Raw genomic sequence first — 24,265 nt, forward strand, 5'->3', positions numbered from 1 at the left:
TCACGGCCTGTGACGGTAGGCATACTCAGGGGCGGGACGATTGCGGATGCAACACGATGCAACATGTTGCAACATTCGAGACAGGTGGAGATTCGGTGCTGCGTATTCATTTCACTGGCGTGGACCTGGCCGGGGTGCGCATGGCGCCTGGTCCGGACGCGCTGTGGGAAACGATTCTCAGCTTTCATCGATTAAGAGACCGTCGGGGCGCCCTGTCTTCGGTGAATGGCGAACGGAAACGCGTACCCGGTTGAACGGTGAAACACGTCTGCTCTCCGCAGTGGTGCCGGGCCGCGGCTATTTCCCTGACTTTCTCACGCCCGCCGAAGGGCCGCACACCATCGAGTCAGGGCTCGAGGCCGTGCGCGAGACGGGACAGGACCGGCTCTACGACGAGCTCTTCCGGGTCGCGGGGCCCCGGGGGCTGCCCAGATGGCTGCGGGCGCTCGCCGAGGGCGGCAGCGAGCCGATGGATCGTCTCTGTGCGTGCTGCGCAGCTACCACCGGGCCGCCATCTCGCCGTACTGGACGCACATCCAACCGCGTCGACGCCGACCGGGCCGCCCGCGGCCGCGCGCTCCTCGACGGCGGGGCGGACGAACTCCTCGCCTCGCTCCCGCCGATGATGCGCTGGGGCCCCCGTCCTGGAGGCGGACTACCCGGTGGACCGGGACCTGTACCTGGTGGGCCGCGGACTGCTGCTGCAGCCGTCCTTCTTCTGCCGCCGTACGCCGGTGGCGCTCCAGGACCCGCTGCTGCCGCCGGTGCTGGTCTATCCGGTGACGCACACGCACACGCCGTACGAGGGGCAGAGCGCGGGCACCGCGCCCGGCCCACCCTCGGCCGCCTCGTCGGGCACACCCGCTCGGCGGTGCTCCAGTCGATAGGCCACGGCTGCACGACGAGCGAACTCGCCCGCCGGGCGGGGTGTCGCTCGCCTCGGCCAGCCAGCACGCCGGCGTCCTGCGGGAGGCCGGCCTGCTGGTGACCCTGCGGCACGGGAGCGCGGTGCTGCACACGCTGACCCCGCTGGGGACGGCGCTGCTGCGGGGCGGCCAGCCGGTGATGGCGGAGCGTCCCGCCCCGGCGACGATGTAGGGCGTACGGGGGCTCTCCGGGGGTGGCCGGAAACACCGCTCCCCGGCGGGTCCTCGGTGGGTTCCGGCTGCCGCCCGGGCCGCCGTCAGAGCCGGAACCGCAGACGGCAGATCACCGCGTCCGTGTCGCGCCGCACCGCGTGCGCGAGGACCGAGCCGCGCTGGTTCTGGAGCAGCCGCTGCCGAACGTGGGCGGGCTCGACCTCCGGTATCAGCACGGTCACCCGGGTGTTGGGGTGGTAGCGGTGCACACGGTCCACGTACGCGGCGACCGGGCGGCCCACCGTGCGGTGCGGCGAGTGCAGTTCGACCAGCTCCACGCCCGGGTTCCACAGTTGCCAGTCGCGGCGCAGCGCCTCGGTGGCCCGGCGGTCCTCCTCGTCGGGGTGGGTGACGGTGACGGCCCGCACCTCGTCGCCCAGGGACACGGCCGCGTTCAGCGCGTCGCCGGTGAGCCGGGACAGATGGGACACCGGCACGATGACCAGGGAGCGGTCGCGGTGCGGCGGCTCCTGGACGCGGCCGAGGCCGATGCGCTCGCTGATCCTGCCGTACGCCCGGTGCACCGCCTCGAAGACGAACACGAGCAGCGGCAGCGCGATCGCGACGAGCCAGGCGCCGTCGGTGAACTTGGTCGCGGTGACGACGACCGCGCTCACCCCGGTCAGCAGGGCGCCGAAGCCGTTGAGCGCGGCCTTGGCGCGCCAGCGCTCGGACCGCTCGCGCCGCCAGTGCAGCACCATGCCGGTCTGGCAGATGGTGAACCCGACGAAGACGCCGATCGCGAAGAGCGGTACGAGGGTGTTGGTGTCGCCGCCCGAGAAGACGAGGAGCGCGCCGGAGACGGTGGCGAGCGCGAGGACGCCGTGGCGGTGCACCTGGCGGTCCGCCTTCAGGCCGAAGACGTGCGGCAGGTAGTTGTCGCGGGCGAGCAGCGACATGAGGACGGGCAGTCCGCCGAAGGAGGTGTTGGCGGCGAGCGCGAGCAGGACGACGGTGGCGAACTGGACGACGTAGAACGCCCAGTTGTGGCCGAGGGAGGCGTCCGCGAGCTGGGCGAGGACGGTGACGCCGTCGACCGGCTGGAGGTGGAAGCGCCCGATGAGCACCGAGAGCCCGATGAGCATCACGCCGAGCAGGGCGCCGAGGGCGACCTCGGTGCGCTGGGCGCGCTTGGCGGCCGGGGCGCGGAAGGACGGCACGGCGTTGGCGACGGCCTCGACGCCGGTCAGCGCCGAGCAGCCGGAGGCGAACGCCTTGAGCAGGAGCAGCGCGCCGACGCTGGTGGCGTTGCCGGTCAGCACCGAGGCGTGCCTGTCGGCCGCCTCCGTGGAGACCGGTCCGTCGCGGAAGAGCCCGGCCACGACGATCGCCAGGATCGAGCCGACGAAGACGACCGTGGGCACGAGGAACGCCTTGGCGGACTCGACGATGCCGCGCAGGTTCACGGCGGTGACGAGGACGAGGACGCCCAGGCAGATGGGGAGCCGGTCGTCGTAGAGGCCGGGGAAGGCGGAGGTCAGCGCGGCGACGCCGGCGGTGACGGAGACGGCGACGTTCAGTACGTAGTCGAGGATCAGCGAGGCCGCGGCGACCAGGTCGGTGCGGGGGCCGAGGTGGGCGCGGGCCACCGCGTGCGAGCCGCCGCCGTTCGGGAACGCGGCGATGACCTGGCGGTACGAGGCGACGAGCACGGCTAGCAAGGCGGCGATGGCGAGCGTCACGGGCAGGGTGAATCCGAGCCCGTACGACCCGGCGGCGGCCAGCACCAGCACGATGGCCTCCCGGCCGTACGCGACGGAGGCCATGGCGTCGAGGGAGAGGGCGGCGAGGCCCTGGTCGCGGTGAGGCGGTGGCGGTCGGCTCCGGGTTCGGCTCCGGGGGTTCCTCGGCCGCGGGGTCGGCGGCCCGGATCGACGACTTGATCAGCATGCCCCTGATCGTCCGCCGCGCCTGCCCGGCTTGCCGGGCTTATTGGCGGGGCCTTGTCGGGTGGGGGTGGGTTCCATACGGGGTCTTAACGGGGGAGGAGCCCCCCCGCCCCTTCCCCAAACCCTCGGGGGTGGGTGGGGGAGGTGGCTCTCCCGAGGGCTACGCCCCCCGGCCCCGTTCGTCTGCGGACCGTCTGTGGCTGGTCGCGCAGTTCCCCGCGCCCCTTAGGGAGCTCCGCTCCTCAGGGGCCGGAGGGGCTAGAGGGTTCGCACCAGCTCCTCAAACGCCCGGGGCTGGAGCTGCCGTGCCCCTTTAGGGGCGCGGGGAACTGCGCGACCAGCCACAGACGGTCCGCAGGCAAACGGGGGATCCGGGGGCGCAACCCCGGGAATTACAACCCGTACCGCACCCCCGTCAGCTGCTCAGATGCCACCCACAGGCGTTCCCCCGTCGCGTCGTCCAGGGTCCACTTCGCTCGGGCCGATCTCGTGGGGGCGCCGCGCCAGCCCTGGAGGCGGGGGCCCGTGAAGGAGTCGGGGCGGACGGACGGGGCCGTGGCGGCGTACAGGGTGGGGAGGGCGCCGGACTCGGCCGGCTGGGCCGGAGGCGGTTGCCGAGTTCCGCCAGGCGTTCGGCGGCGCGGCGGCCCTCCATGCGGGCACCGGCCGTCTGGAGGTTGGTCGAGGCGTAACCGGGGTGCGCGGCCGCGGCCACCACGGCCGAGCCCGCCGACCGCAACTGGCGGGCCAGCTCGTGGACGAACAGGAGGTTGGCCGTCTTCGAGCGGGCGTACGCGATCCAGCGGCGGCAGCGGCGCTCGCTGTTGAGGTCGGTGAGGTCGATGTTGGAGAGGGCGTGCAGACCGCTGGAGACCGAGACCACCCGCGCCGCCGGAGCCGCCCGCAGCCGGGACAGGAGCAGGCCCGTCAGCGCGAAGTGGCCCAGGTGGTTCACCCCGAACTGCCGCTCGAAGCCGTCCGCCGTCTTGCCGTACGGCAGCGCCATCACGCCCGCGTTGTTGATCAGCAGGTCCAGGTGGGCGTGCTGAAACGATTCGGCGAAGCCGCGTATCGAGGACAGGTCTGCCAGGTCCAGTGGTGCGACTCCACGTTCGCTCCGTATACCTGACGGCTGATCAGCGCCTCCGCCTCCTTGCCCCGCGCCTCGCTCCGGCACGCCAGGATCACGTGCGCGCCCTTGCGGGCCAGTTCGCGTGCCGTGACGAGTCCGATGCCGCTGTTCGCCCCGGTGACGACCGCCGTACGGCCGCTCTGGTCGGGGATGTCCTCGCGCTCCAGCCCTGAGTCATGCGGCCCACCGTACCGTCCGGTAGGTCCGGACAGCAGGGGGCCACAGACCCTAGGGGTCAGGCCGCCGAGCCGCCGTCGATCACCAGGTCCGTGCCCACCGCCGACGCCGCGTCGTCCGAGGCCAGATAGAGGACCGCCGCCGCGATCTCGGCGGTGGTCGAGACCCGGCCCAGCGGCGACTCCGTCTTCATCCGCACCACGCGCTCGGCCTCCGCCCCGCCCGCGCGCAGCGACATCGTGGTGGCGGAGGCGCCGGGGCTGACGGCGTTGATGCGGATGCCGTCCTGGATGTGGTCGAGGGCGGCGGCCCGGTCGGCGCGGAGACCGCGGCCTGGGGGTACCCGGCCGCGCCCGGGATCCGCTTGTAGGCGCCGAGGTTGGAGCCGACGTTGACGATCGCGCCGCCGTGCTCCTGGGTGCGCATCTGGGCGACCTCGGCCTGGAGGGCGAGGAAGACGCCGGTGAGGTTGATGTCGAGCATGGCCTGCCAGTCCTCGGGCGCCAGGTCCGCGAGGGCCGCGCCGCCCTTGCCGCGCAGCACCCCGGCGTTGTTGACGGCGACGTCGAGCGAGCCGAACCGGTCGACGGCGGACGCCACCAGGGCGCGCACGTCCTCGGCGCGGGACACGTCCGCCGTGAACGCCGCCGCCGCCCTGCCCGCCTCCTCGATCAGCGCCACGGTCTCGTCGAGGGGGAAGCGGTACGTCCGGCGACCGCCACCCGCGCCCCCTCGGCGGCGAAGGCGAGCGCGATCGCCCGGCCTATGCCGGATCCGGCGCCGGTGACGAGAACGGTCTTGTCGGTGAAGCGAGCAGACATTTTCTTGACCAATCGTTCTGTTATGAAGGTATGAGGGAAACCGCCTCGTGGGGCGCCCCACAAGCGGCTTGTTTCAGTCCAGCAGCGTCAGTGCGGCCTCCGCCGCCTCCCGCAGCCTGGCCGGGTCGTCGGACACCTTGCCCATCACCCGCATGCCCTGCATGAACGCCAGGAACAGCCGCGCCAGCGCGCGCGGTCGCGCTCCAGCGGCAGTTCTCCTGGCCCCGGCCCGTACGAGCGCGGCGTGCAGCAGCGTCTCCAGCTGCTCCCAGGCGTGCTCGACCAGGCGGGCCGCGGCGGTGTCGTGCGCCCCCACCTCGGCGGCGGTGTTGGTGACGAAGCAGCCGGTCAGACGGGTTTCCTTCGCCGCCGACTCGGCGGCGAAGCGGCGGACCACGGCGCGCACCGCGGGCAGCGCCGGGCCGGGCGCCGACAGCTCGCGGAACAGGATCGCGCTGTACGTCTCGCCGTACCGGTCGAGCGCCTTCAGATACAGCTCGTGCTTGTTGCCGAAGGTCGCGCAGATGCTGGCGCGACCGATGCCGAGGTACTCGACGAGGTCCGCCATCGACGTCGCCTCGGAGCCGCGCCGCCAGAACAGCGTCATGGCCGACTGGAGCGCGGCGTCCGGATCGAATTCCTTGGTCCTGGCCACGAGGACGACAGTACGGCTATCTGGAATGGTCGGTCGATGTCTGGACGGAGACCTCTTCGTCGTCCAGGCACCGGCCCGTCTCCAGGTCGAAGCGCTGCTTGAGCAGCGGGGAGACGACGAAGGCCCGGCCGTGCGCCGAGCCGAGCAGCCCGCGCGACATGACGTACGCGCCGGTGAACTGGTCGCGGTTGTCGATCGCGTACGCGCGCCCGGTGCGGTCGGTGAAGACCGCCGCCTGGCGCCCGTCGGGCAGCAGCGCGGCGACCCCCGGCCCGGGATGAGCCGCGCGCGCTCGCACACCTCGAACCAGCCGTCGTCCAGCCGGAGCCGGATGCCGTCGTTCGCCGTGGCGTCGTTCATCGCGCGGCCACCTCCAGGGCCAGGACCGGCAGTTCGGGCTTGATCGGCCGCGCTCCGGCACGAACCGCACCGTGGGGTCGGGCGTGCCGGGCGCGTTGACGAAGGAGACGAACTGGGCGAGGCGCTCGGGGTCCTCGACCGTCTCGGCCCACTCGTCGCGGTACGCGGAGACATGGCCGGCCATCAGCGCCTCCAGCTCGTCGCAGATGCCGAGCGAGTCGTCGACCACCACGTCCTTGACGTGCTGGAGGCCGCCCTCGATCTGCTCCAGCCACACCGAGGTCCGCTCCAGGCGGTCGGCGGTGCGGATGTAGAACATGAGGAATCGTCGATCAGACGGACAAGTTCGTCATCTGTCAGGTCCTGGGCCAGCAGGTCCGCGTGGCGCGGGTCGCCCGCCGTTGCCGCCCACGTACAGGTTCCAGCTGCTGGCCGTGGCGATCACGCCGAAGTCCTTGGACTGGGCCTCCGCGCACTCGCGGGCGCACCCCGAGACCGCCGCCTTCAGCTTGTGCGGGAGCGCAGGCCCCGTAGCGCAGCTCCAGGTCGATCGCCATCTTCACCGAGTCCTGCACTCCGTAGCGGCACCAGGTTCGTCCCACGCACGACTTCACCGTGCGCAGCGACTTGCCGTACGCGTGGCCCGACTCGAACCCGGCGGCCACCAGACGCGCCCAGATCACCGGGAGCTGGTCGACCCGCGCGCCGAAGAGGTCGATGCGCTGGCCGCCGGTGATCTTCGTGTAGAGGTCGTGGTCGCGGGCCACTTCGCCGATGACGATCAGCTTGTCGGGGGTGATCTCGCCGCCGGGGATGCGCGGTACGATCGAGTACGAGCCGTTGCGCTGGATGTTGGCGAGGAAGTGGTCGTTGGTGTCCTGGAGCGCGGCCTGCTCGCCGTCGAGGATGTGGCCGCCGCCGAGGCTCGCCAGGATGGAGGCGACGGCGGGCTTGCAGATCTCGCAGCCGTCGCCGCCGCGCGCGGCCGGGCGCCCGTGCTCGTCCAGGAGCTGCTGGTACGAGCGGACCCGCAGCGCGAGCGCGATCTCGTACAGCTCCTGGCGGGTGCGGGCGAAGCAGTCGCACAGGCCGCCGTCGCCGGTCTTCGGCAGCAGCTTCTCTCGGGTCTTGAGGCAACTGCCGCAGCCCGTACCGGCCCTGGTGCACTTCTTGACCTCGGGCAGCGAGCCGAGCGGGGTGATCGCGCCCTTGGTGACGTTGTGGCAGGAGCAGATCACCGCGTCGTCGGGCAGCGCCTCCGGGCCCAGGGCGACGGGCGCGCCGAGGCCCGCGGGCAGCACCAGCTGCTCGGCGGGGATCGGCGGGACGTGGCCGGTGAGCGGGCGCAGCGTGCCGTACATCTCGGCGTCGCCCACCAGGACGCCGCCGAGCAGGGTGCCGTCGGGGGAGACGACCAGCTTCTTGTAGATGCCCGAACGGGCGTCCGTGTAGACGACGTCGAGGCTGCCCTCGGCGGTGCCGTGCGCGTCCCCGAAGGAGGCGACGTCCACGCCGAGCAGCTTCAGCTTGGTGGACATGTCGGCGCCGGTGAAGGACTTCTCCGGCCGCTCCCCGCCGCTGGCGAGGGTGTCGGCGACCGCCACCGCCATCTCGTATCCGGGCGCGACCAGGCCGTACACCTTTCCGTCGCAGGCCAGCGCGCACTCGCCGATCGCGTAGACGGCCGGGTCGGAGGTGCGGCACCGCTCGTCGACCACGATGCCGCCGCGCTCGCCGACCGTCAGACCGCAGTCGCGGGCCAGTTGGTCGCGCGGGCGCACCCCGGCCGAGAAGACGACGAGGTCGGTGTCGAGGCGGGAGCCGTCGGACAGGAGCATGCCGTCCACGGCCCGCTCGCCGGTGATCTCCTGGGTGCCGACGCCGGTGTGGACCGACAGGCCCATGTTCTCGATGGTGCGAAGGAGGGCCGCGCCGCCGCCGGCGTCGACCTGGGCGGGCATCAGCCGGGGCGCGAACTCCACGATGTGCGTGGCCAGTCCGAGCCCCTGGAGCGCGCCGCCTCCAGGTCGAGCAGCCTGCTGCCGACCACCGCGCCGGTGGTCGCGGTGCGGCGTACTCCTCGATGGCGAGCAGGTCCTCGATGGTCCGGTAGACGAAACAGCCCGCCAGGTCCTTGCCGGGCACCGGCGGCACGAAGGGGTACGAGCCGGTGGCGAGCACCAGGACGTCGTACGCGAAGACGCGCCCCGAGCGCGCGGTGACCGTGCGGGCGGCCCGGTCCACGCCCGCGCCGGGTCGCCGAGGTGCAGCTCGATGCCGTACTTCTCGATGAACCCGTCCTCCACCATGGAGAGTTCGGCGGGTGTGGTGCCGGTGAAGTACGAGGTGAGGTGGACCCGGTCGTAGGCGGGCCGGGGCTCCTCGCCGAGCACCACCACGCGGGCGTGGTCGGTGGCCCCCTTCTCGGCCAGGGCCTCCAGGAACCGCTGGCCGACCATGCCGTGGCCGACCACGACGATCGTGCGGGCCGCGGCCGAGGGCGCGGGTGTGGTCATGTGGGAACCCTCCGTCGTGGATGAGCGGGTGCGGCGGGGGCCAGGGCCTGTCGTCACGGTGTCCGAACCCATGACCGCAGCCTGCAAGGCGGCTGTTTCCCGGTCGGATCTGACCGGTTTCCCGGCGCAACGGCCCGCTCAGCCCCGCGGAGGGACCTCTGTGAGTGTTCTGGAGACGGGCTCGGGGCAGCCGTGAGCCGACGGCCGCCCCCGGCGCTTCACGCCGCGCCGGTCAGATGGGCGAAGACCACCACGTTCCCCCGGTAGCCCGACTTCTCGGTGAAGCCGCCGCCGCAGGTGATCACGCGCAGCTCGGGGCGCCCGGCCGGGCCGTACACGCGCCGGTCGGGGAAGGCGTCGTTCGGGTACACCTCGACCGCGTCGACGGTGAAGACGGCCGTGCGCCGGTCCGCGCGGGCCACCTCGATGCGGCTGCCCTTCTTCGCGCGCCCAGCGCGTAGAAGACGGCAGGCCGCGCGCGTCGTCGACGTGCCCGGCCATCACGGCCGTGCCGTCGGCCCCCGGCGCGGTGCCGTCCTCGTACCACCCGGCGGACCCGCTGCGGCCCGGCGGCGGCACCTCCAGGCTGCCGTCCTGGGCCAGGCCGAGCCGGATCACCGGCGCGTCCACCCGGATCGCCGGGATCCGCACGCGTACCGGCTCGGAGGGCGGCAGGGCGCCCCCGCGAGGGCGCCGCCGGCCTGGGCTTCACCCACGCGCGCGGGGCAGGGCGGGCGCTGCTCGCCGCGCCCGTGAACGACTCCGTGCTCGTGAACGACTCCGCCCGCGACGGCTGCGGCGGCTCGGTCGTCCCGGTGCCCTGCCGCAGCAGCCAGACCCCGACGCACACGGCGATGCACAGCAGCCAGCCGTTGCGCCGCCGGGCGGCCTGGGCGTCCCGCAGCGCCTGGGCCGAGCGCGTCGACAAGAGCGGTCAGCCCTGGTCCTGCGGGCCGTCGACCCGGCGGCGCAGCAGCAGACCGCCGGTGACGGCGGTGACGGCCAGGACGGCCGCACCGGCCGCGATCTCGGTCCGGTTGGAGGTGGTCGCGCTGCCGCCGAGGCCGGTCTTCACATGGCCCTTGGGCTCGCTGTGCCCACCGGTGTCGTGGAGGTCGCCCCGGTCCCAGTCGGTCTTCCCGCCGCCGCCCGCGATCGTCAGATCCCCCGGGCGGACTTGCCGTTGTCGCAGGTCACCGTGAGTTCGAAGGTCCTGGACTTGGCGGTGCGGGGCACGGTGAACTGTCCGGCTAGCACGTCCTTGCGGGTGGAGGCGGTGAGCGGGAACTCCCCGTCGCCCACCGCCCGCGCGTCCCCGGTGGCATGGCCGTCGCGGCCGCACGCGGTCGTGTTCACGGTGACGGTGGCGCCCGGCGCGGCCGACGACGGCCAGACCTGCAGGCCCGCGCCGCCGAAGTCGTTGGCGTACGCGGGTGCGCCGCCGAGGCCCAGCAGGGCGGCCGCGAGCGCGGAACCGGTCAGCAGGCGGGCAGTACGCATGGGTCCTCCGGGGAGCGGGGTGCCTTGCTTCTCCCTCCGAGGTAAGTGGCCCGCGCGGCCGCCCGCGCCCCGGCGGGGGCGAAAGGGTGACGGCGGCGGCGCGGGCGTCACCCGTTCGCGCGCCCGCCGCGCACCGCGTCCCCTCAGACCGCGTCCCAGGGCACCTCCGCGTACAGCCGCCACACCGTCTCCATCAGCTCCGCGTCCACGGCGAACGCGGTGTCGTCGATCCCGGCCACCGGTGCGATGCCCTGCGAGTTGGTGACGAAGGCCGCCCGGTACGCGCCGAGACCGCCCAGGGTGACCGGGCGGCGGACCGTGGCCGTGCCGTACCCCGGCAGCCGGGACTCGACCAGCGCCATGGTCGTGCCGAGCAGCGCCGGGCGGTCCGGCCACACCACCGAACTCCCGTCCCAGAAGGCGATGTTGGTGATCGCCCCCTCGGCGATCTCCCCGCCGGGACCGGTCAGGAGCGCCTCCGTGTAGCCTCGCGGGCGGCGACCCGGCCGTAGTAGGCCTGGCCGAAGCCGCCGAGGTGCTTGACGTGGGCGACCGGCCGCTCGTACGGCACGGAGAGCAGGCGCTGCGGCTCCGGCGACATGTCCAGCGGCGGCCGTACGGTCACCATGACGCTGGGGTCCTCGTCCGGCCCGTACACGTAGACGCGCACCGCCGCGTCCTCGGCGCCGGTCGCTTTGAGGGCCTGTCGGACCAGCGCGCGGACCCGCTCGCCGTCGAGGGGGGCCGAACAGCTCGCGGGTCGCCGCGTCGAGCCGCGCCAGGTGCAAGGCGAGCCCGCGCACCCGCCCGCCGCGTACCTGCATCGCGGTGAAATGGCCGTACGCGCCGGTCAGGGCGGGGATGCGGAGGTTCTCCGCGTCGGCGGGGCGGCCGTTGATCTCGGCGTAGGCAGTCGTCATGGGCCCACCGTAATAGGGGTACGAGTGGGGTTGACCTGAAGGTAAGTTGAGGTGCGAAGCTCCTGGTCATGGACATCACCGCCGCTCCCGTCACGGAGCCCACCACCGCCTCCGCCGCCCCGCTCCGCCTCGCCGTGATCATCGGCTCCAACCGCGAGGGCCGCTTCGGCCCGGTCGTCGGTCAGCGGCTGCTCGCCCGGCTGCGCGAGCGCGACGACTTCGAGGTCGAGCTGATCGACCTGGCCGAGACCGCCCTGCCGACCTCGATCTCGTACGACCCGACGCCGCCCGTCAAGGCGGTCCTGGACACCGTCACGCCCAAGCTCGCCCAGGCCGACGCCTTCATCGTCCTCACCCCCGAGTACAACCACTCCTACCCGGCCTCGATCAAGAACCTCATCGACTGGCACTACGACCAGTGGCAGGCCAAGCCGGTCGGCCTCGTGTCCTACGGCGGGATCTCGGGCGGTCTGCGGGCCGTCGAGCACCTGCGCCAGGTCTTCGCCGAGCTGCACGCGGTCACGGTCCGGACACGGTCAGCTTCCACCACGCCCGCGGCCTCTTCGAGCCCGACGGCGAGCTGCGCGAGCCCACCGAGCCGGAGGCGGCCGTCAAGCAGCTCCTCGACCAGCTCGGCTGGTGGGGGCGGACGCTGCGGGACGCCAAGGGAGACCCGCCCGTACGCCGCTTGAGCCGCGGCGTACGGACGGAGGGGTGCCGGGTCAGCCGACGGCGACCGCCGACCAGGCGGCGGCGACCGCGTTCTGCTCCGCGCTGCCGCTGCCGTACAGGTCCTTCGCCGCGTTGAGGGTCGCCGCGCGGGCGGCCGCGTAGTTGGTGGAGGACGTCATGTAGACGGTCAGGGCCCGGTACCAGATCTTGCCGACCTTCTCGCGGCCGATGCCGGAGACCGAGGAGCCGTTGCAGGTGGGGCTGTTGTACGGGACGCCGTTGATCACCTTGGCGCCGCTGCCCTCGGAGAGCAGACAGGCGAAGTGGTTGGCCACTCCGGAGGAGTAGTGGACGTCGAGGTTGCCGACGCCCGAGTACCAGCAGTCCGCCGACTTGGTGTCGGTCGAGGGCTTGTCCATGAAGCGCAGGGCGGGCTTGCCGAAGCCCGGCTTCGCGATCTTCTCGCCGATGAGGTAGTCGCCCTGGTCGCCGGCGTTGGCCGCGTACCACTCGACCATGGTGCCCATGATGTCGCTGGTGGCCTCGTTGAGGCCGCCGGACTCACCGGAGTAGGTGAGGGCCGCGGTCTTGGACGTGACGCCGTGCGACATCTCGTGCCCGGCCACGTCGAGGGCGACGAGCGGCCGAACGTGGTGCCGTCGCCGTCGCCGTACGTCATGCAGAAGCAGCTGTCGTCCCAGAAGGCGTTGTTGTAGTTGCTGCCGTAGTGGACGCGGTTGTACGAGTTCTTCCCGTCACCGGCGATGCCGCTGCGGCCGTGGACGTTCTTGTAGTAGTCCCAGGTCGTGTTGGTGCCGTACTGGGCGTCCACGGCGGCCGTGGCGCGGTCGGTGCTGGCGCCGCTGCCCCAGTGGTTGTCGGCGTCGGTGAAGAGGTTCGCGGGCGCGCGCCACAGGCAGATGCCGAAGATGCAGAAGTCGGTCTGGTTCTGCGCGTCGCCGGTGTACGTGTTGCCGCGGGTGGGGTCCTTGAGCTGGTACGAGGACCCGGACAGCGTGGTCTCCAGGGGCACGGTGCCGCTGTACAGGGACTTGCCGTCGCCGGACGCGGTCTCGATGGAGTCCCAGGCGTCGATGCGGGCGCCGGTGCGGGCGTCGGTGAGGACCACGCGCGCGACGGGTTGCCCAGCGAGTCCCGGGCGGCGGTCTGGGTGCGCCAGGCCAGCTTGGGCGCGCCGTGCAAGGCGTCCACGACGAGCTGGGGCTTGGCGGTCAGGCCTTGACTCCCTTGTGGGCCGCGCGCAGCTCGGCGGAGGCGAGGCCGGCGGCGCGGGGCGCGGAGAGCGCGGGGGTGATGCTGGGCACGGCGAGGTCGTTCGCCACGGCCCGGTCGGCGCCGCGGTAGGCCCCGGCGGGGGAGAGGTGGACGACGAAGTCGCCGCCGAGCACGGGCAGTCCGCGGTACGTGCGGTCGTAGCGCACGTGCCGGCTGCCGTCTGGGTCCACGATCACGTCCCGTACGGACGTGCCCTGGGCGGCGGTCACGGCGAGCGCGGCCGCGTGCGCGGCGACGGCGCTGTTCGCGTCGCGGACGGCGGTGTCGCGGGAGGGAACCTGCGGCCGGGGTTCGGCCACGGCGGAGACGGGGCGCGGCGGCGAGCATGGCACCGGCCGCGACGGCTATCCGGCGGTGGTGAGGCGCGATGCGTTCCGTGTCGGTCTCATCGGGCTCCTCGGTCATGGGGGTCGGCTCGGGTAAAGCTGATGCCGCCTCAGTTTTGGGGTACATGACAGGTGGTGTCCATAGGGTCGGGGTTCGTCTGCGGGTGGTGGGTGGTTGCTCGCGCAGTTCCCCGCGCCCCTTAAAATGCCGCTGCGCGGCATCCCTGGGCGCCCCGAGGGGCGCATCTCAGGGCGCGGGGAACTGCGCGACCAGCCCAGCACGGTCCGCAGGCAAACAGCGGGGTTCGGGGCGCAGCCCCGACGGCTACCCGCGCGGCAGCGACACCGTCGCCACCGCCCCGCCCGACTCCGCGTTCCCCAGCGTCACCTGAGCCCCAATAACCCCCGCCTGCCCCAGTGTGATCGTCAACCCCAGCCCAGACCCCCGCCCCGCTCCCGCGACCCCGTGACGAACCGCTGCGGCCCGTCACGCAAGACGTCCGCGGGGAATCCAGGACCATGGTCCCGGACTGTCACGGTCGTCCCGCGGACCGTGACCTCGACCGGCTCCGCCCCGTGGCGGCGCGCGTTGGCCACCAGGTTGGCCACGATCCGCTCCAGACGGCGCGGATCCGTCCGTACCAGCGTGGACTCGCGACCACCCCCGTCCGCCAGCGCCACCGCCGACCCACACCGCCGCAAGATCCCCTCGACCAGCGCCCCCAACGGCCGCACCTCCAGCGCGGGCTGCTCCACGCGCGCGTCGAGCCGGGCCACCTCCAGGAGGTCCTCCGTGAGCGTGCGCAGCGCGGCGACCCGGTCGCGCACCAGCTCGGTGGGGCGGCTCGGCGGCAGCAGCTCGGCCGCGGTGTGCAGCCCCGTCAGCGGCGTACGCAGCTCGTGCGCCACATCGGCCGTGAACCGCTGTTCCGCCTCAAGGCGCCGCTGGAGCGACGCGGCCATCGTGTCGACCGCGCGGCCAGCTCCGCCACCTCGTTGCGGGCGGTGTGCGGCCCCGACTGGCCGATCCGGGCGTCGAGTTCGCCCCTGGAGATCCGGCGCGCGGTGGCCGCGGCCGCAGCCCGGCTGAGGCGGCTCGGACCCGCCCCGCCGAGCGCCGCGAGCGCCACCACGAGCGCCCCCGGCGACCAACTCCCGGTCGAACTCCGCAGATCGGCCCGTCGCCGCCAGCGGCAGCCGTACCGACAGCACCTGGCCGCCGATCGGCCGAGCCGCCCACACGGCGGTCGGGCCCGTCCAGCTCGACGAAGGTGCCGCGGCGGCCGCCAGCGCCGCCTCGCGCAGCGCGGACGGCAGCCCGTCGTCCACCGCCGCGTCGGCGTCGCTCTGGTCGACCTGGCCGGTCAGCTCGTACAGCTGGCGCACCCGTACCAGCTGCGCCGTCGCCGACTCGCGGGCCGTCGTCACCAGTTGCGCGGCCCGCGCCTGATGGATCAGGAGCCCGATGGTGACGGCCACGAGCGCGCACCCGCCGGCCAGCGCCGCGGCGATCTTCCAGCGCAGGCTGAGCCCCTGGGAGAAGGCGCGGACGCGCCGGACGAGGGCGCGCGTGCCCGCCCACGCCGACCGGCGAGCCGCGCGGGGGCGCGACGCGAGGGTCCGGCGGGCGGCCCGGAGCCGACGGCCCTGGCGCGCGGAACCAGCCCTCGGCGGGCAGCGCGGCCCTCACGGCCCGTCCTCCGGCGCCACGGTGCCGCTCTCGTCCCTCTTGTACGTCTTGATGTCGCTCACCGACTCAAGCCGCGCCCCGTCCCACCGGTAGCGGACGGCCTGCTCGGCGCCGTCGTCCGCGGCGCTGCGGACCACCAGATCGGTGCCGACGGTCTCGACCGCGAGCCGCTTGCCCACGGTGTAGAGGACGGGGACCACCTTGCCGTCGCGGGCCGTGTAGACCGCCATCACGGTGCGGCCGCTCTCCAGATCGGCGGAGAGGATCAGCTCGGCGAGCCGTCGCCGGTCAGATCGCGCAGGACGGGCGGACGGATGCCGGGCTGCCCCGGCCGGTGGATCTTCTCGCGCTTGCCGAACGGCTTGGTACGGGGATCGGCCCGCAGCACCTCGTACGGGTCGACCGCAGCGAGCCCCGCCTCAGGCACCTCGGGCCCGTCGGCCAGCGGCGCCGGCGGCGGCTGCTTCCCGGCCGGGTCGCCGGCGGGCCGCTTGCGGGCGCCCTGGGACCAGTTGGGCCACAGCGGCTGCGGCGTGGGCTGCGCGGCCGCGGGCGGCGCGGCGCTGCCGTCGGCGAGCCTGGTGGGCGCGCCGCACCCGCTCACCGCGAGGGCGCAGACGGCGAGCACGGCGACGGTCGCGGTGGCGCGGAGGCTCAGGATCATGGCGGGACGGCCTGGCGGCAGAGGGCGGGGGCGGAGGACCGGCCGGATCCGCCGGCCGCGACAATCAACGGTAGAACCGGATCATCACGGAACCCGGGACACTGTGTAACAGCTGTGCGTACGCCTGGCACCAGCCGTCCGAACAGGGACTTTCGGCCAGGCCGAGGCCTCTAGGCACCCCGAGGGAGAGCGCCTGTGACACCGGCCGACGGACCGCCCGAAGACGTCGGCCTCCCGTTCTTCGTCTACGGCACCCTGCGCCCCGGCGAGCGCTACCACCTGCGCCTGCTGACCGGCCGCACCGCCTCCGAGGCGCCCGCGCGACTGCCGGGGGCGGTGCTGTACGAGGGGCCCGGCTATCCGTACGCGACGGAGGGGGACGGGATCGTCACCGGCACGCTCATCGCGCCGCTCCCCGAGGCGTACGGCGAAGTCCTGCGGGTGCTCGACCAGTTGGAGGAGTGCTACGGCCGGGCGATCCCCGCAACCTGTACGACCGGGTGGCGCGGACCGTCGAGCTGCCGGGCGGGGGCACCGCCCGCGCCTGGGTCTATCTGGCGGCGGCCCCGCTGGCCGGAGCTGCGGGCGCACGGCACACCGCTGCCCGACGGCGACTGGCTCACCGCCCGTCGGCCAGCGCCTGCGCCACCCCGCTCTCCTTCGGTCCCAGGAAACGCGGATCGGGCTTGAAGGCGGCGTCCAGGGCGGCCTTGCCCGCCGCGAACACCTCGCGGGTGGAGCCGTAGTACCAGGTGGCGTCGTGCACGGCGTCGACCGCGACCCGCAGAGTCGACCCCGGCGGCCTCGCACAGCGCGACGGCCCGCCGGATGTGGAAGTCCTGGCTGACCAGCACCGCCCGCTCCACGCCGAAGATCTTCCTGGCCCGTACGCACGAGTCCCAGGTGTCGAACCCGGCGAAGTCGCTGACGACCTTCCGGTCCGGGACCCCGTGTTTCACCAGGTACGTGCGCATCGCGTCCGGCTCGTCGTACTCGGCCCGCCCGTTGTCCCCGGTCACCAGGACCGCCTTCACCTTCCCGGCCCGGTACAGCTCGACCGCCGCGTCGAGGCGGTGCGCCAGGTACGGCGACGGCTCGCCGTCCCACAGCCCGGCCCCGAACACCACGGCGACCCCGGACGCGGGCGCCTGTGCCACGGTCCCGACCTTGCCCTCGGCGGCCGTGAACATCCAGGCGGCGGCGCCAGCGCGAGGGTGCACACGGCCGCGAGCGCCTGCACGGTCCGGCGCTGCCCTGTGCGGGTGCGCGGCAGCCCGATCCGTACGCGAGTGCGCGGCAGGCGCATGAGGGTCCCCCTGGGTTCGACGGTGTTCGAGTGATCGGACGCAGGGGAGCGGCGGACGGTTCTGCCCCGCTTCCTGCGGGTCCTCCGCGATCCCCGCGCCCGCCCCGCCCCCGTGAGGCGGCGGAAAACACTCGTCACCACGGCGCAACGACATGGCAATGTGGCCCGGCAGGATCGGTCCATGACGGAGATGGAACCGGAGACTCAGTCGCAGTTCTCGTCCGCCCACCAGTCGCTGCCGCTCGACAGCACGGCCGAACTCGTCATCCGCATCGCCGCCCAACTGGGCAGCCAGCTCAGCCACGTACGACTGAACCGGAGCCGCAAGCCGATGCCCACGACCGCCCGGCCGCCCCCGACCGGCCCGCCCTGGTCGCCGTCGCGCACGGCAGCCGCGACCCTGGCCCGCGCACCGTCACCGCCCTGCTCGACCTGGTCCGCGACCTGCCCCCGGGCTCGACGTCGGCTCGGCCACATCGAGATCGACGAGCCGCGCTGCCCGCCGCGCTCGCGGAGCTCGGCGCGGGCCGGGCCGTCCTCGTACCGCTGCTGCTGAGCCGCGGCTACCACGTCAAGCAGGACATCCCGGCCGCCGTCGCCGACGCCCCCGGCTGCGCACCCGCGTCGCGCGGCCGGCCGCACCGCTGCTCGTCGAGGCGCTGTACGAGCGGCTCGTCGAGGCCGGGTGGGACGACGCTCCACGCGCGTGGCGCCGGGGAGTCGTGCTCGCCGGGGCCGGGTCGCGCGACCCCGAGTCGGCCGCCGACACCCGCCGCACCGCCGCGATGCTGAGCGAGCGCCTCGGCGGGGTGCCGGTGGTCCCCGCCTACGCCTCGGCCGCCCCCCCACCGTCCCCGAGGCGCTGCGGGTGCTCGCCGCGCGCGGCCGCCACCGGGTCGCGATCGCGTCGTACTTCACCGCGCCCGGCCGGTTCGCCACCCAGAGCGCCGCCCACGCGCGCGGTGTCGCGGCGGCCCCGCTCGGCGCCCACCCGGCCGTCGCCCGCCTCGTCCTCCACCGCTACGACCAGGCGCTCGCCGCCGCGCCGTTCGCCACACCACACCGCGAACTCGCCACGGCCTGATCGTCCGTCCTGCCCCGCTTGTCAGTGCTTGCGTTTACTGTCGGTGCATGGAAGGCATCGCGGTACAGCACCCCGGGTACGACCCGTCCGACGTCGAGCGGTGGGCCGCCGAGCCCGACAAACGGCCAGGGCGGACCGCCTTCCAGCGCGACCGCGCGCGCGTGCTGCACTCCAGGGCGCTGCGCCGCCTCGCGGGCAAGACGCAGGTCGTGACGCCCGGCGTGACCGGGCAGTTGTGGGACGCGAGCCCGCGCACCCGGCTCACCCACTCCCTGGAGTGCGCCCAGGTCGGCCGCGAGCTCGGCGCCGCCCTCGGCTGCGACCCTGACCTCGTCGAGGCGGCCTGCCTCTCGCACGACATGGGCCACCCGCCCTTCGGGCACAACGGCGAGCAGGCGCTCAACGATTTCGCCAAGGACTGCGGCGGCTTCGAGGGCAACGCGCAGTCGCTGCGCCTGCTGACCCGCCTGGAACCGAAGCGCTTCGTGCGCGGCGAGTACACCGGCGAGCCCGTCAGCGTCGGCCTCAACCTCACCCGGCCGCCCTGGACGCGGCCAACAAGTACCCCTGGGCGCGCGGCGGACACCCCACCGACCCGCAGTCCGTGAAGTTCGAGGTCTACGAGGACGACCTGCCGGTCTTCGACTGGGTGCGCCAGGGCGCCGAGCCGCACCGCAAGTGCTTCGAGGCCCAGGTCATGGACTGGTCGGACGACGTGGCGTACTCGGTCCACGACTTCGAGGACGGGCTGCACGCCGGCCACATCGACCCCAACCTGCTCTTCTCCGAGCCCGAGCGCCAGGACATCTGGCGCGTGGCGATCGGGCGGTACGTGCCGTCGGACACCGATCCGCAGGAGCTCGCGGACGCGCTGGACCGGCTGATCGACGAGGAGTGGTGGCCGCACGGGTACGACGGCTCGGCGGTCGCCCAGGCCCGCCTCAAGGACGCCACCAGCCAGCTCATCGGCCGGTTCTGCCTGGCGGCCGAGGGGGCGACCCGAGGGCGCCACGGGACAGGGCGGCTGAGCAGGTACGCGGCGGAGCTGGTCGTGCCGCGCGCGACGCGCAACGAGTGCGCGGTGCTCAAGGCGGTGGCCGACCGCTATGTGATGCAGCGCGACGAGCAGGAGCGGCTCCGCGCCGACCAGCGCATCATTCTGGCCGAACTGGCCGAAGCGCTCACCGCGCGCGCCCCCGCCGAGGGGCTCGACCCGCAGTTCCGCGCGCTCTTCGCGACCGCCCTCGACGACCGCGCCCGCAAACGGGTCATCGTCGACCAGATCGCGTCCTTGACCGACGCGGCGGCCCTGTCCCTGCACGCCAGACTCACCGCCCGGCGCGGATGAGGCACGGTGGAAGGCGCTTTCGCACCTGTACGACCCCGTACGACGCACGTATGACACGCCTATGACGCACCGATGAAGCCCGGCCACTCGACGCCCCCAACGGAGCAAGCCCCTTCCCCCATCACGCTCCGTGCGGGACGCTCGCAGATGGCGGTTGAGCAACGAGGAGGCATCAAGTGGTCGACGCAGACCGGACATTTGTCATTGTCGGTGGAGGACTGGCCGGGGCCAAGGCCGCCGAGACCCTGCGCGCCGAGGGGTTCAACGGCCGGGTGATCCTCATCGGCGACGAGCGGGAGCACCCGTACGAACGGCCTCCCCTGTCCAAGGGGTTCCTCTCCGGCAAGGAGGAGCGCGACAGCGTCTTCGTCCACGAGCCCGCCTGGTACGCGCAGAACGACGTGGAGCTCCACCTCGGCCAGACCGTCACCGCCATCGACCGCGAGGCCAGGACCGTCCGCCTCGGCGACGGCACCCTCATCGGCTACGACAAGCTGCTGCTCGCCACCGGCTCCGAGCCCCGCCGCCTCGACATCCCCGGCACCGACCTCGCGGGCGTCCACCACCTGCGCCGCCTCGCCCACTCCGAGCGGCTGCGCAGCATGCTCAAGGCACTCGGCCGCGACAACGGCCACCTGGTGATCGCCGGGGCCGGCTGGATCGGCCTGGAGGTCGCCGCCGCCGCGCGCGGCTACGGGGCGGAGGTCACCGTCGTGGAGCCCGAGGCGACCCCGCTGCACCAGGTCATCGGCCCCGAGCTGGGCCAGATCTTCACCGATCTGCACGCCGAGCACGGCGTCCGCTTCCACTTCGGCGCCAAGCTCACCGAGATCACCGGCCAGGACGGCATGGTCCTCGCCGCCCGCACCGACGACGGCGAGGAGCACCCGGCGCACGACGTGCTCGCCGCGATCGGCGCCGCCCCGCGCACCGTGCTCGCCGAGAACGCCGGGCTCGCCTCGTGGACCGCGCCGACGGCGGCGGCGTCGCCGTCGACGCCTCGCTGCGCACCTCCGACCCGGACATCTACGCGGCCGGCGACGTGGCCGCCACTCCCTTTCCCTCTGGGGCACTCCGCTGCTCGACACCCGCCTGCGCGTGGAGCACTGGGCCAACGCCCTCAACGGCGGCCCGGCCGCCGCGCGCGCGATGCTGGGCCAGGACGTCTCGTACGACCGCGTGCCGTACTTCTTCTCCGACCAGTACGACCTGGGCCTGGAGTACTCGGGCTGGGCGCCCCCGGCAGTTACGACCAGGTGGTGCTCAGGGGCGACGCGGGCAAGCGCGAGTTCATCGCCTTCTGGCTGAAGGAGCGGCGGGTCCTGGCGGGGATGAACGTGAATGTGTGGGACGTCACAGCGGCGATCCAGGACCTGATCAAGGCGGAACCAAGGGCGTCCAGGTGGACCCCGACCGGCTCGCGGACCCCACGGTGCCCCTGGGAGACCTGCTGCCCGACCAGTCCTGACTGTCACCGCCTCCCCGTAGACTTGCCGCGTGGCGGGCAGGATCAACGATGACGACGTGAAGGCGGTACGGGACGCGGTCCCGATCGACGCCGTCGTGTCCGAGTACCTCCAGCTGCGCAACGCGGGCGGCGGCAACCTCAAGGGCCTCTGCCCGTTCCACGACGAGAAGTCCCCGTCCTTCCAGGTCAGCCCCAGCAAGGGTCTCTTCCACTGCTTCGGCTGCCAGGAAGGCGGCGACACGATCGCCTTCGTCCGGAAGATCGACCACCTGTCGTTCTCCGAGGCCGTCGAGCGCCTGGCCGCCACCGCGGGCATCACCCTGCGCTACGAGGAGGGCGGCTACAACCCTCCCACCAGCGCGGTGAGCGCATCCGCCTGGTCGAGGCGCACAAGATCGCCGCGCAGTTCTACATCGAGCAGCTGGGCACCAGCCCCGAGGCCGAGGTCGGCCGCAAGTTCCTCGCCGAGCGCGGCTTCGACCAGGCCGCCGCCGCCCACTTCGGCGTCGGCTACAGCCCGGCGGGCTGGGACCACCTCACCCGCTTCCTGCGCGGCAAGGGCTTCAGCGACAAGGAGCTCACCCTCTCCGGGCTCTCCCAGGAGGGCCGCCGCGGCCCCATCGACCGCTTCCGCGGCCGGCTGATGTGGCCGATCCGCGACGTCTCCGGCGAAGTGGTCGGCTTCGGCGCCCGCAAGCTCCGCGACGACGACAACGGCCCCAAGTACCTCAACACCCCCGAGACCGCGATCTACAAGAAGTCGCAGGTCCTGTACGAGATCGACCTGGCCAAGAAGGACATCGCCAAGTCCAGCCGCGCGGTGGTCGTCGAGGGCTACACCGATGTGATGGCCTGTCACCTCGCCGGGGTCACCACCGCCATCGCCACCTGCGGCACGGCCTTCGGCGGTGACCACATCAAGATCCTGCGCCGCCTCCTGATGGACAACGGCAGCGCCCGCGTGATCTTCACCTTCGACGGCGACGCGGCGGGCCAGAAGGCCGCCCTGCGCGCCTTCGAGGACGACCAGAAGTTCGCCGCCGAGACCTACATCGCCATCGCCCCCGACGGCATGGACCCCTGCGAGCTGCGGCTTGCCAAGGGCAACGAGGCGGTCGCGGACCTGGTCCAGCCCCGCACCCCGCTCTTCGAGTTCGCCATCCGCCAGATCGTGCAGCGGTACGACCTGGAGACCCCGGCGGGCCGCGCGGCCGCCCTCGACGAGGCCGCCCCGATCGTCGCCCGCATCAAGAACATCGCCTCCCAGCACGAGGTGGCCGTCCAGCTGGCCGGCATCCTCGGCATCCTGAACACCCAGTTCGTGGTCAAGCGCGTGGCCCAGCTGGCCCGTTGGGCCCGCGACCGCGGCGGCAAGGGCCCGGCCCGGACCGCCGCCGCGAGTACGGCGAGGTGCAGGCCCCGGCCGCCGCCCGCCCGCCCGCGCTGAACCTGCGCAGCCCAGCCCACCGCACCGAGCGCGCTCAAGCTCGCCCTCCAGTACCCGCAGCTGGTCTCCCCGGCCTTCGACGCGTACGGCGTGGACGAGTTCACGGCCCCGCCGACGCGGCGGTGCGCCAGTGCGTCATGGACGCGGGCGGCGCCACCGACGCCCCCTCCGACTACCTCCCGGCGGTCATGGAGTCGGCCCCCGACGACACGGTCCGCGCGCTCGTCACCGAGCTCGCCGTGGAGGCCATCCACGCGCGCGTGGTCGACGAGGCGTACGCGGGCGAGCAGCTCGTCGCGGTGCGCCGGCGCGCCGTCGACCGCCGCCTCCTCGACATCCAGGGCACCTTGGCGCGCCTCGGGCAGAACGGCGACCCGGAGCGACTGGCCGCCGTGCAGAACGAGTTGTGGGTCCTCCAGCAGTACGGTCAGGCGCTGCGCAACCGGGGCGCGGAAGCACTCTGAGGCCTGGCCGGGCCGCCCGGTACCGGTACCAGCGCGGCCCCCACCGCTGCCGCACGGTTAACCGCCCGGTCACAGACCGGCTTCAAAAATCACCGCACGCCCCTCGTGGCGGAGATGTGTCTTACCCCACACTGGGGTGCGGTGCCTGAGTCCTCGGAGCGCGGCCGGCCCACCGAAGGTGGGTACCTCACCCCCGCGGATCCGCTCATCGTGTACGGGACGGACAGCGGCCCGGCCGCCCCGTCCCGCTGCCGCACGCCCCGATCCGGCAGCGATCACCCTGGAGGTCGCCCCCGTGCAGACCCAGACCCTGACCGACAACGACGTCGTGGCCACCGTGCCACCGCAGACCCGGGCCGCGCTCCACCCCGAGGCCGAAGTGCCCCCGTCGAGCTCGTCGACGACGTGGTGGACGTGCCGGAGCCGCCCGAACGGGTGCCGGGGGGTGGACACCGGCGGCCCGTCGTCCGACCTCTTCCGGCAGTATCTGCGCGAGATCGGCCGCATCCCGCTGCTCACCGCCGCCGAGGAGGTCGAGCTCGCCCGCCGCGTCGAGGCGGGCCTGTTCGCCGAGGAGAAACTGAGCAACACCCCGGACCTGGACTCCCAACTCGCCGTGGACCTCGACAAATTGGTGGTCATGGGCCGGATGGCGAAGCGCCGCCTCATCGAGGCGAACCTGCGCCTGGTCGTCTCCGTCGCCAAACGGTACGTCGGGCGAGGGCTGACCATGCTCGACCTGGTCCAGGAGGAAACCTCGGACTGATCCGCGCGGTGAGAAGTTCGACTACGCCCGCGGCTACAAGTTCTCCACGTACGCGACGTGGTGGATCCGCCAGGCCATGTCCCGCGCGCTGGCCGACCAGGCCGGACGATCCGCGTCCCCGTCCACGTGGTGGAGCTGATCAGCCGGGTCGTCCGGGTGCAGCGCCGGATGCTCCAGGAGCGCGGCTACGAGCCGACGCCGGAGGAAGTGGCCGCACACCTCGACCTGGCGCCGGAGCGCGTGAGCGAGGTGCTGCGGCTCGCCCAGGAGCCGGTCTCGCTGCACGCGCCCGTGGGCGAGGAGGACGACGTCGCGCTCGGCGACCTGATCGAGGACGGCGACGCGGCGTCCCCCGTGGAGTCCGCGGCCTTCCTGCTCCTGCGCGAGCACCTGGAGGCGGTGCTGTCCACGCTGGGCGAGCGCGAGCGCAAGGTGGTCCAGCTCCGCTACGGCATCGCCGACGGCCGCCCCCGCACGCTGGAGGAGATCGGCCGGATCTTCGGCGTCACACGCGAACGCATCCGCCAGATCGAATCAAAAACCCTGAACAAGCTGAGGGACCACGCGTTCGCAGACCAGCTCGGGGCTACCTGGACTGAACAGGCAGGGCCTCGCGTGGCCCGCC

8 protein-coding genes and 15 pseudogenes are annotated in these 24,265 nt (G+C 73.1%); 8 read left to right on the forward strand and 15 right to left on the reverse strand.

The genetic code is table 11. From position 1 onward, the window contains the following. Nucleotides 1-95 precede the first annotated feature (95 nt). Nucleotides 96-1,062: pseudogene (locus QIY60_RS19340) on the forward strand (winged helix-turn-helix domain-containing protein); the annotation flags it as partial. A gap of 121 nt (nt 1,063-1,183) precedes the next feature. Here QIY60_RS19340 and QIY60_RS19345 read toward each other — a convergent pair. The 10 genes and pseudogenes from QIY60_RS19345 to QIY60_RS19385 all read right to left on the reverse strand — a co-directional run bounded on the left by QIY60_RS19345 (nt 1,184) and on the right by QIY60_RS19385 (nt 11,109). Further along, nucleotides 1,184-3,029, reverse strand: a pseudogene (locus tag QIY60_RS19345) (APC family permease). 391 nt (nt 3,030-3,420) lie between these two features. Further along, nucleotides 3,421-4,327 (reverse strand): annotated as a pseudogene (locus tag QIY60_RS19350) (oxidoreductase). 68 nt (nt 4,328-4,395) lie between these two features. Continuing rightward, nucleotides 4,396-5,158 (reverse strand): annotated as a pseudogene (locus QIY60_RS19355) (SDR family oxidoreductase). Nucleotides 5,159-5,231: 73 nt separating this feature from the next. Further along, entirely contained in the window at nt 5,232-5,813 is a 582-nt protein-coding gene (locus QIY60_RS19360) for a helix-turn-helix domain-containing protein (RefSeq protein ID WP_283143587.1), read from the reverse strand. 16 nt (nt 5,814-5,829) lie between these two features. Further along, nucleotides 5,830-6,111 (reverse strand): nitrite reductase (NAD(P)H) small subunit, encoded by a 282-nt coding sequence (locus tag QIY60_RS19365; protein WP_283143588.1) that lies wholly within the window; start codon nt 6,109-6,111, stop codon nt 5,830-5,832. Between the two features lie 58 nt (nt 6,112-6,169). Next, nucleotides 6,170-8,689, reverse strand: a pseudogene (gene nirB / locus QIY60_RS19370) (nitrite reductase large subunit NirB). Between the two features lie 218 nt (nt 8,690-8,907). Continuing rightward, nucleotides 8,908-9,593: pseudogene (locus QIY60_RS19375) on the reverse strand (class F sortase). 30 nt (nt 9,594-9,623) lie between these two features. Beyond that, the gene (locus QIY60_RS32770; protein WP_349253931.1) at nt 9,624-9,764 is read right to left on the reverse strand and encodes a hypothetical protein; all 141 of its coding nucleotides are present in this window, start codon (nt 9,762-9,764) and stop codon (nt 9,624-9,626) included. A gap of 83 nt (nt 9,765-9,847) precedes the next feature. Then, the gene (locus QIY60_RS32775) at nt 9,848-10,189 is read right to left on the reverse strand and encodes a hypothetical protein (RefSeq protein WP_349253932.1); all 342 of its coding nucleotides are present in this window, start codon (nt 10,187-10,189) and stop codon (nt 9,848-9,850) included. Between the two features lie 143 nt (nt 10,190-10,332). After that, nucleotides 10,333-11,109, reverse strand: a complete 777-nt coding sequence (locus tag QIY60_RS19385; RefSeq protein WP_349253933.1) for an aminotransferase class IV — start codon at nt 11,107-11,109, stop codon at nt 10,333-10,335. A 68-nt stretch (nt 11,110-11,177) separates the two neighbouring features. Here QIY60_RS19385 and QIY60_RS19390 point away from each other — a divergent pair. Then, nucleotides 11,178-11,776 (forward strand): annotated as a pseudogene (locus tag QIY60_RS19390) (NAD(P)H-dependent oxidoreductase); the annotation flags it as partial. A gap of 55 nt (nt 11,777-11,831) precedes the next feature. Here the strand turns inward: QIY60_RS19390 and QIY60_RS19395 are convergent. From QIY60_RS19395 to QIY60_RS19410, 4 genes and pseudogenes are all read right to left on the reverse strand, one after another. Then, nucleotides 11,832-13,409, reverse strand: a pseudogene (locus QIY60_RS19395) (M4 family metallopeptidase). A 420-nt stretch (nt 13,410-13,829) separates the two neighbouring features. After that, nucleotides 13,830-14,882, reverse strand: coding sequence for a HAMP domain-containing sensor histidine kinase (locus QIY60_RS19400; RefSeq protein ID WP_349253934.1), 1,053 nt, complete (start codon nt 14,880-14,882; stop codon nt 13,830-13,832). Nucleotides 14,883-15,089: 207 nt separating this feature from the next. Further along, nucleotides 15,090-15,323, reverse strand: coding sequence for a hypothetical protein (locus tag QIY60_RS19405; protein WP_283143589.1), 234 nt, complete (start codon nt 15,321-15,323; stop codon nt 15,090-15,092). Between the two features lie 35 nt (nt 15,324-15,358). Further along, nucleotides 15,359-15,757, reverse strand: coding sequence for a hypothetical protein (locus QIY60_RS19410; protein WP_283143590.1), 399 nt, complete (start codon nt 15,755-15,757; stop codon nt 15,359-15,361). A 195-nt stretch (nt 15,758-15,952) separates the two neighbouring features. On the opposite strand from QIY60_RS19410, the pseudogene QIY60_RS19415 reads away from it, so the two are divergent. Then, nucleotides 15,953-16,447: pseudogene (locus QIY60_RS19415) on the forward strand (gamma-glutamylcyclotransferase family protein). On the opposite strand, the pseudogene QIY60_RS19420 reads toward QIY60_RS19415, so the two are convergent. After that, nucleotides 16,377-17,063: pseudogene (locus QIY60_RS19420) on the reverse strand (ElyC/SanA/YdcF family protein). The pseudogenes QIY60_RS19415 and QIY60_RS19420 overlap by 71 nt on opposite strands. A gap of 181 nt (nt 17,064-17,244) precedes the next feature. On the opposite strand from QIY60_RS19420, the pseudogene QIY60_RS19425 reads away from it, so the two are divergent. The 5 pseudogenes from QIY60_RS19425 (at nt 17,245) to QIY60_RS19445 (ending at nt 24,239) form a co-directional block, all read left to right on the forward strand. After that, a pseudogene (locus tag QIY60_RS19425) lies at nt 17,245-18,147 on the forward strand (CbiX/SirB N-terminal domain-containing protein). A gap of 47 nt (nt 18,148-18,194) precedes the next feature. Beyond that, nucleotides 18,195-19,495 (forward strand): annotated as a pseudogene (locus tag QIY60_RS19430) (deoxyguanosinetriphosphate triphosphohydrolase). A 176-nt stretch (nt 19,496-19,671) separates the two neighbouring features. Next, nucleotides 19,672-20,963: pseudogene (locus QIY60_RS19435) on the forward strand (FAD-dependent oxidoreductase). A 29-nt stretch (nt 20,964-20,992) separates the two neighbouring features. Further along, nucleotides 20,993-22,874 (forward strand): annotated as a pseudogene (dnaG, locus tag QIY60_RS19440) (DNA primase). 274 nt (nt 22,875-23,148) lie between these two features. Then, nucleotides 23,149-24,239 (forward strand): annotated as a pseudogene (locus QIY60_RS19445) (RNA polymerase sigma factor). The last annotated feature ends 26 nt before the right edge of the window (nt 24,240-24,265 follow it).

This window comes from Streptomyces sp. BPTC-684, from assembly GCF_030028635.1.
GTDB classification, from domain to species: domain Bacteria; phylum Actinomycetota; class Actinomycetes; order Streptomycetales; family Streptomycetaceae; genus Streptomyces; species Streptomyces noboritoensis.